This is a genomic window from Achromobacter sp. DMS1 (assembly GCF_001270295.1).
In genome coordinates this window covers 1-7,065 of record NZ_LHSJ01000224.1, presented here as the reverse complement: position 1 = coordinate 7,065, position 7,065 = coordinate 1, and the positions used below count along the sequence as shown (strand labels likewise).

At 65.8% G+C, this 7,065-nt stretch carries 6 protein-coding genes and 1 pseudogene; 5 read left to right on the top strand and 2 right to left on the bottom strand.

Annotation, left to right across the window (positions count from 1 at the left end):
* Positions 1–564: pseudogene (locus tag AD428_RS20410) on the bottom strand (pyrroline-5-carboxylate reductase family protein); the annotation flags it as partial.
* A gap of 191 nt (positions 565–755) precedes the next feature.
* Between AD428_RS20410 and ugpB the strand changes: the two are divergent.
* The 4 genes from ugpB (at position 756) to AD428_RS20390 (ending at position 5,183) form a co-directional block, all read left to right on the top strand.
* Positions 756–2,069 carry a sn-glycerol-3-phosphate ABC transporter substrate-binding protein UgpB gene (gene ugpB / locus AD428_RS20405; RefSeq protein WP_053246392.1) on the top strand — a complete coding sequence of 438 codons (1,314 nt, stop codon included), beginning with the start codon at positions 756–758 and terminating at the stop codon, positions 2,067–2,069.
* A 220-nt stretch (positions 2,070–2,289) separates the two neighbouring features.
* A complete protein-coding gene (gene ugpA / locus AD428_RS20400; protein ID WP_053246391.1) occupies positions 2,290–3,171 on the top strand; it encodes a sn-glycerol-3-phosphate ABC transporter permease UgpA in 882 nt (293 codons plus the stop codon).
* 21 nt (positions 3,172–3,192) lie between these two features.
* The gene (gene ugpE / locus AD428_RS20395; protein ID WP_053246390.1) at positions 3,193–4,044 is read left to right on the top strand and encodes a sn-glycerol-3-phosphate ABC transporter permease UgpE; all 852 of its coding nucleotides are present in this window, start codon (positions 3,193–3,195) and stop codon (positions 4,042–4,044) included.
* A gap of 50 nt (positions 4,045–4,094) precedes the next feature.
* A complete protein-coding gene (locus AD428_RS20390; RefSeq protein WP_053246389.1) occupies positions 4,095–5,183 on the top strand; it encodes a sn-glycerol-3-phosphate import ATP-binding protein UgpC in 1,089 nt (362 codons plus the stop codon).
* Positions 5,184–5,301: 118 nt separating this feature from the next.
* Here the strand turns inward: AD428_RS20390 and AD428_RS20385 are convergent, their stop codons facing one another.
* Positions 5,302–6,429, bottom strand: coding sequence for a branched-chain amino acid ABC transporter substrate-binding protein (locus tag AD428_RS20385; RefSeq protein ID WP_053246388.1), 1,128 nt, complete (start codon positions 6,427–6,429; stop codon positions 5,302–5,304).
* Between the two features lie 236 nt (positions 6,430–6,665).
* Here AD428_RS20385 and AD428_RS20380 point away from each other — a divergent pair.
* The coding region (locus AD428_RS20380) for an RBBP9/YdeN family alpha/beta hydrolase (protein WP_235491022.1) at positions 6,666–7,065 on the top strand (400 nt) is incomplete at its 3' end.

Sequence of the window (7,065 nt, the reverse complement as noted above, 5' to 3'; positions counted from 1 at the left end):
GGATCGAGGAACACATACGCGGGCCCGTGCCCGAAAGCGCGGTCACGCCGTCATCGCATCGTCGCCGTCGACCCACACCACCTGGCCCACGCTGCCCAGCAGTCTGCGCCGCCAGCGCGCGGTCAGGCGCCGCTCACGCCGTCCAGCGCCGCCAGCCCGGTCACGCCCGCGCCGACCAGGGCCGGCGTGTTGGGCATGCAGCGCACCCAGCCTGCCCCAGGGCGCGCCGGGCGCGCCCAGCCAGGCCGCCAGGGTGTCGGCGCGGATGCCGGCCGCCACGCTGATGACCAGCGTGTCCGGCTGCAGCCATTGACGCGCCGACGCCACAACGTCACGCATGTTTTGGGGTTTGACGGCAAAAATCCACACGCGGCTGCGGGCCAGCGTTTCGTCCGGCGCGAGCGCGGCCGACATGCCCCGCGCCTGCCAGGCGGCATGGGCCTCCTGGTTTATGTCGATGACATGGATGTGGCGGGCGGGGCATACTTTGTCGGCCAGGCCGGTTGCCAGCGCGGACGCCATATTGCCGCCGCCGATGAACGCAATCGAAAGTTCGTTTTTCATAGGGGTAGATTGTAAACCGACCATCTGCCTGGGGAATCGCCATTCAAATGTTCGTTCGCGCATGAAACGCGCAATTTGACAGGTTCCGAAGGTGATGTAAAAGTCACGTTTTTGTCACAAACAATTCATAAGGTGTCGTGTTTCGCGCGCGGACCCCGCGCGCGCCCACGCAAAACTGGAGGACCTTCCCCATGCGATCCCATCGACTTGCCTTGACTTTCGCCGCCATCATGACGGCCTTCGCGGGCGCTTCCGCCCACGCCGCCACCGAGATCCAGTTCTGGCACTCGATGGAAGGCGCGCTGGGCGACCGCGTGAATTCGCTGGTCGAAGAGTTCAACAAGAAGAATCCGGACTACCAGGTGAAGGCAGTCTACAAGGGCAACTACGGCGAGTCGATGAATGCGGGCATCGCCGCGTTCCGCGCCGGCAACGCTCCGGACATCCTCCAGGTCTTCGAAGTGGGCACGGCCACCATGATGTACGCCAAGGGCGCCATCAAGCCGGTGCAGCAGATGTCGGAAGAAGCCGGCAACCCCATCGACCCGAAGGAATTCATCGGCGCCGTGGCGGGCTACTACTCCTCGCCCGAGGGCAAACTGGTTTCCATGCCCTTCAACAGCTCCACCGTGGTCTTCTACTACAACAAGGACGCCTTCAAGAAGGCCGGCCTGGATCCCGAGGCCCCGCCCAAGACCTGGGAAGAACTGGCCGCCGCCGGCCAGAAGCTCAAGGCCGCCGGCCAGGAATGCGGCTACACCACCTCCTGGCCGTCGTGGGTGCAGCTCGAGACGTTCTCGGCCTGGCACAACGTGCCCTACGCCACCAAGGACAACGGCTTCGGCGGCCTGGACGCCCGCCTGGCGATCAACACCCCGCTGCACATCCGCCACCTGGAAAACCTGGCCAAGCTGGCCAAGGAAGGCATCTTCATGTACGGCGGCCGCGGCGACGAGCCCAACTCGCTCTTCATCAGCGGCAAGTGCGCGATGATCACCGGCTCCTCGGGCCTGCGCGCCAACATCATGAAGAACGCCAAGTTCGAGTTCGGCACCTCCACCCTGCCCTACTACGGCGATGTGAAGGGCGCGCCGCAGAACACCATCATCGGCGGCGCTTCGCTGTGGGTTTTTGCCAACAAGAAGCCCGAGGTCTACAAGGGCGTGACCGCCTTCTTCAAGTTCCTGTCCAGCCCCGAGATCGCCGCCCGCTGGCATCAGCAGACCGGCTACGTCCCGGTGACCAAGGCCGCCTACGAGCTGACCAAGAAGCAGGGCTTCTATGACAAGAACCCCGGCACCGAAGTCGGCGTGAAGCAGCTCAACGTGGAAACCACCGCGCAATCGCGCGGCCTGCGCCTGGGCTTCCTGCCGCAGATCCGCGAGATCGAGGACGCGGAAATCGAACGCATCGTGTCCGGCAAGGTCTCGCCCAAGGACGGCGCCGAGAACATGGTCAAGCGCGGCAACGAGCTGCTGGAAAAGTTCGAGAAAAGTGTAAAGTAGCGCCCTTTGCGCGCCCCGCCGGCGCCAGCGCCCTTCCGGCTCGCGCCGGACCGGGCCTGGCGCGCGCAGACGGCCGCGGCCCCAGACCCTGGTGTTTTTCGGCCGTTGCGCCTATCGTGCTGCCAATGGCCGGCGCGCAAGCTTCGTCCCCCGAGGGACGCGAGCCAGTTCCAGGCGGCGGTCATCCCCGGCCGCCGTTTTTCGACCCTTGGGTTCCCCTATGGAAAAACGCGTAGTATTCGGGCACAAGACCTTGCCCTATCTGCTGCTGTTGCCGCAGATCGCCATCACCGTGGTCTTTTTCTTCCTGCCCGCCGGCCAGGCCATGTGGCAATCCATGCGCCTGGAAGACGCCTTCGGGCTTTCCTCCGAGTTCGTCGGGTTCGCCAATTTCGTCGATCTGTTCTCGCAGCAGTCGTATCTCGATTCCTTCCGCGTGACCGCCGTCTTCTCCGCGCTGGTCGCCTTCGTGGGCCTGGCCGTGTCGCTGCTGCTGGCCGTCATGGCCGACCGCGTCATCCGCGGCGCCGGGCTCTACAAGACGCTGCTGATCTGGCCCTACGCCGTGGCCCCGGCCGTGGTGGGCGTGCTGTGGCTGTTCCTGTTTTCGCCTTCGGTCGGCATCCTGGCCACGGCGCTGCAGCGCATGGGCGTGAACTGGAACCCGCGCCTGGACGGCAACCAGGCCATGCTGCTGATCCTGGTGGCGGCGGTGTGGAAGCAGATCTCATACAACTTCCTGTTCTTCCTGGCCGGCCTGCAGTCGATCCCGCGCTCGCTCATCGAGGCCGCCGCCATCGACGGCGCCAGCCCCTCGCGGCGCTTCTGGAGCATCGTCTTCCCGCTGCTGTCGCCCACCACTTTCTTCCTGCTGGTGGTCAACATCATCTACGCATTCTTCGACACCTTCGCCGTGGTGGACACCACGACCCAGGGCGGCCCGGGCACGTCCACGTCCATCCTGGTCTACAAGGTGTACAGCGACGGCTTCCGCGGCCTGGACCTCGGCTCGTCGGCCGCCCAGTCGGTGGTGCTGATGCTCATTGTGATCGCCCTGACGGTCGTGCAGTTCCGCTACATCGACCGCAAAGTGCAGTATTGATTCCGTTCGAGGCTACAAACCATGGTTGAACGCCGTCCCTGGCTGGATTTCCTGGCCCATGCCATCCTGCTCTGCGGCGTGGCGCTGGTGGCATTTCCGCTGTACGTCACCTTCGTCGCGTCGACCCAGACCGCGCAGGAAGTGGCCTCGGCGCCGATGTCGCTGATTCCCGGCAAGCATTTCTTCGACAACTACATGCAGGCGCTGTTCGCCGGCTCCGGCGGCGGCTCCTCGGGCACGCCCGTGGGCCGCATGATGTACGTGAGCCTGATCATGGCCCTGTGCATTTCCATCGGCAAGATCGCCATTTCCATGCTGTCGGCCTTCGCGGTGGTGTATTTCCGCTTTCCCGGCCGCATGTTCTTCTTCTGGATGATCTTCGTCACCCTGATGCTGCCGGTGGAAGTGCGCATCGCGCCCACCTACAAGGTGGTGGCCGACCTGGGCATGCTCAACAGCTACGCCGGCCTGACGCTGCCGCTCATCGCCTCGGCCACCGCCACCTTCCTCTTCCGCCAGTTCTTCCTGACGGTGCCCGACGAGCTGGTCGAGGCGGCCCGCATCGACGGGGCCGGCCCCGTGCGCTTCTTCCGCGACGTGCTGCTGCCGCTGTCCAAGACCAGCATCGCCGCCCTCTTCGTCATCCAGTTCATCTACGGCTGGAACCAGTACCTGTGGCCGCTGCTCATCACCACCCGGGAAGACATGTACCCGGTGGTCATCGGCATCAAGCGCATGATTTCCGGCGGCGACAGCGTGACCGAATGGAACATCACCATGGCCACCGCCATGCTGGCCATGATTCCCCCCGTGCTGGTGGTCATCCTGATGCAGAAATGGTTCGTGAAGGGCCTGGTCGACACGGAAAAGTGACGCCCGCCGCCCGACGCCCGACCCAACACGACTCCGACTACGAATAATCCATGGCTACTCTCAGCTTTCGCAACGTCAAGAAAACCTATGCCGGCAACGTGCCGGTCATCCACGGCATCGACATGGAGGTCAAGGATGGCGAGTTCATCGTCATCGTCGGCCCCTCCGGCTGCGGCAAGTCGACGCTGATGCGCATGGTCGCCGGGCTCGAAACCGTGACCAGCGGCGAGATTCTCATCGGCGATCAGGTCGTCAACAACCTTGAGCCGGCCGAGCGCGACATCGCGATGGTGTTCCAGAACTATGCGCTCTATCCGCACATGACCGTGTTCGAGAACATGGCGTACGGCCTGAAGATCCGCAAATTCTCCAAGGACGAGATCAAGAAGCGCGTGGACGCGGCCGCCCAGATCCTGGAGCTGAGCCACCTGCTCGACCGCCGGCCGCGCGCGCTGTCCGGCGGACAGCGCCAGCGCGTGGCCATGGGCCGCGCCATCGTGCGCGAGCCCAAGGTGTTCCTCTTCGACGAGCCGCTGTCCAATCTGGACGCCAAGCTGCGCGTGGCGATGCGCCTGGAGATCATGAAGCTGCACCGCAGGCTCGGCACCACCAGCCTCTACGTGACGCACGACCAGGTCGAGGCCATGACCCTGGCTCACCGCATGGTCGTCATGTACCAGGGCGTGCCCGAGCAGATCGGCACGCCCACGGAAGTGTTCGAAAAGCCCGCCTCCACCTTCGTGGCCGGCTTCATCGGCTCGCCGCCCATGAACCTGATCGACGTGAACGTGGCCGGCGACGGCACGGTGCAGACCGCCGACGGACTGCCGCTGGAGATCTCGCCGCTGCAGGTGCCCGCCCAGGTGCGCGGCCGCAAGGTCATCATGGGCATGCGGCCCGAGCACATGCTGCTCAACACCCAGGGCCTGCCGTCCGAGGTGGAAATGGTCGAAACCCTGGGCTCCGAGCAGCTGGTGCATTGCCGCTGCGGCAAGACCGCGCTCGTCGTGCGCTGCACCACGCGCCAGCTCAGCGAATCGCCCGCCAAGGTGGGCGCCACGGTCAACGTGGGCCCCGACGGCCGCCATCCGCTGCACTGGTTCGAGGCCGATACCGGCCGCCGCGTGCAAGGCGTCTAGCGGCGGCGCACGCGTCCGCCGGTCCGCCGGCCGCGCAACGACAAGGCCCGGAAGGCGTCGCCGCCTTCCGGGCCTTTTTGCCGCGCCCTCCCCGAGGGAGGACGCGCGGCGCCGCTGCTTACTTGTAGACGGACTTGCTGCCGTCCTTGTGCCACACGAACACGTCGAACTTGAAGTCGTTCAGGTCGCCCTGCTTGTTCCACGACACCTTGCCGATGGGGGTGTCGAACGAATTGGCGTGCAGGTACTTGGCGACCTTGGCGGGATCTTCGCTGCCGGCGCCCTTGATGCCGTCGGCGATGACCTGCGTGGCCGTGTAGGCCGTCATCTGGAAGGCGCCGCCGGCATTGCGCTTCTTGGCCTGGAAGGCCTTGACGATGTCGGCGTTGGCGGCGTTCTGGGTGAAGTCGGCCGGCAGCGTGACCAGCATGCCCTCGACCGCGTCGCCCGCGATGGCGTTGATGTCGGGGTTGCCCGCGCCCTCGGGACCCATCCACTTGGCCTTCACGCCCTGCTCGGCCGCCTGGCGCAGCAGCAGGCCCATTTCGGGGTGATAGCCGCCGTAGTAGACGAAGTCCACGCCCTCGCTCTTGAGCTTGGTGATGACCGCGGAATAGTCGCTGTCGCCCGCGTTGATGCCCTCGAAGACCGCGACCTTCACGCCGCCTTTCTCCAGGTCGTTCTTGACGGCGGTGGCGATGCCCTGGCCGTACGACTGCTTGTCGTGCAGCACGGCGGCCTTCTTGGGCTTGATCTTCTCGAGCACGAACTTGGCGGCGGCCGGGCCTTGCTGGTCGTCGCGGCCGATGGTGCGGAAGATGAACTCATAGTTCTTGCCGTCGGTGAGCGCGGGCGAGGTGGCCGACGGGGTCACCATGACCACGCCTTCGTTGTCGTAGATGTCGGCGGCGGCGATGGTGGCGCCCGAGCACACGTGGCCCACCACGAAGCCGATCTTGGAGTTCACGACGCGGTTGGCCGCCACCGGGCCCTGCTTGGGCTCGCAGCCATCGTCGATCACGACGGTTTCCAGCTTCTTGCCATTGACGCCGCCCGCCGCGTTGATGCGTTCCACGGCCGTGTCCACGCCCTCGCGCACCATGTCTCCATATTGCGTGACGGGGCCCGTGGTGGGGCCCACGATGGCGATCTTGATGGTCTGGGCCTGCGCGGCGGCGCCGAACGCCAGGCCGGCGGCGACGCCGAAGGCCGCGATGACCGGGGTCAGACGAAATACGGGCTTCATGATGGACTCCTCTGATGATCTCGTTGGCTTCTGGGCGGGTCGCGCATGCGCGACCCGCCGCGGTGCATATTGCCCGGCAAGCATACACTGAAACCCCTTGTTTCCAGCGCCTGCGCGAGCCCCTCCCGCGCTGCGGCGCAGCAAGGCTGCGCGCCCTTCGTTTATACCGCCGCGCGCATATGCAAAAGAGGATTTATTCGTTTGCGTTACTAGGCGGGCGCGGCATCATGGCCGCCATGAGACTCCAACCGATCATCGTCCCCGGGTGGAAAGACTCCGGCCCCGGCCACTGGCAATCGCAGTGGGAAACCATGCTGCCGCAGGCGGTGCGCGTACGCCAGCGCGACTGGGAAAATCCGGTCTGCGCCGAATGGATCGCCACGCTCGCGGCCGAAGTGGAGCGCGCCCGCACGCCGGCGCTGCTCATCGCCCACAGCCTGGGCTGTCTGGTGAGCGCGGCGCTGCCCGTGCCGCTCTGGCACAAAGTGGCCGGCGCGCTGCTGGTGGCGCCGGCCGACGTCGAGCGGCCCGACGCGCCCGAATGCCTGCGCGGCTTCGCGCCCATCGCGCGGCGGCCGCTGCCGTTCCAGACGGTGGTCGTGGCCAGCGACGACGATCCCTACTGCGCGCTGGCGC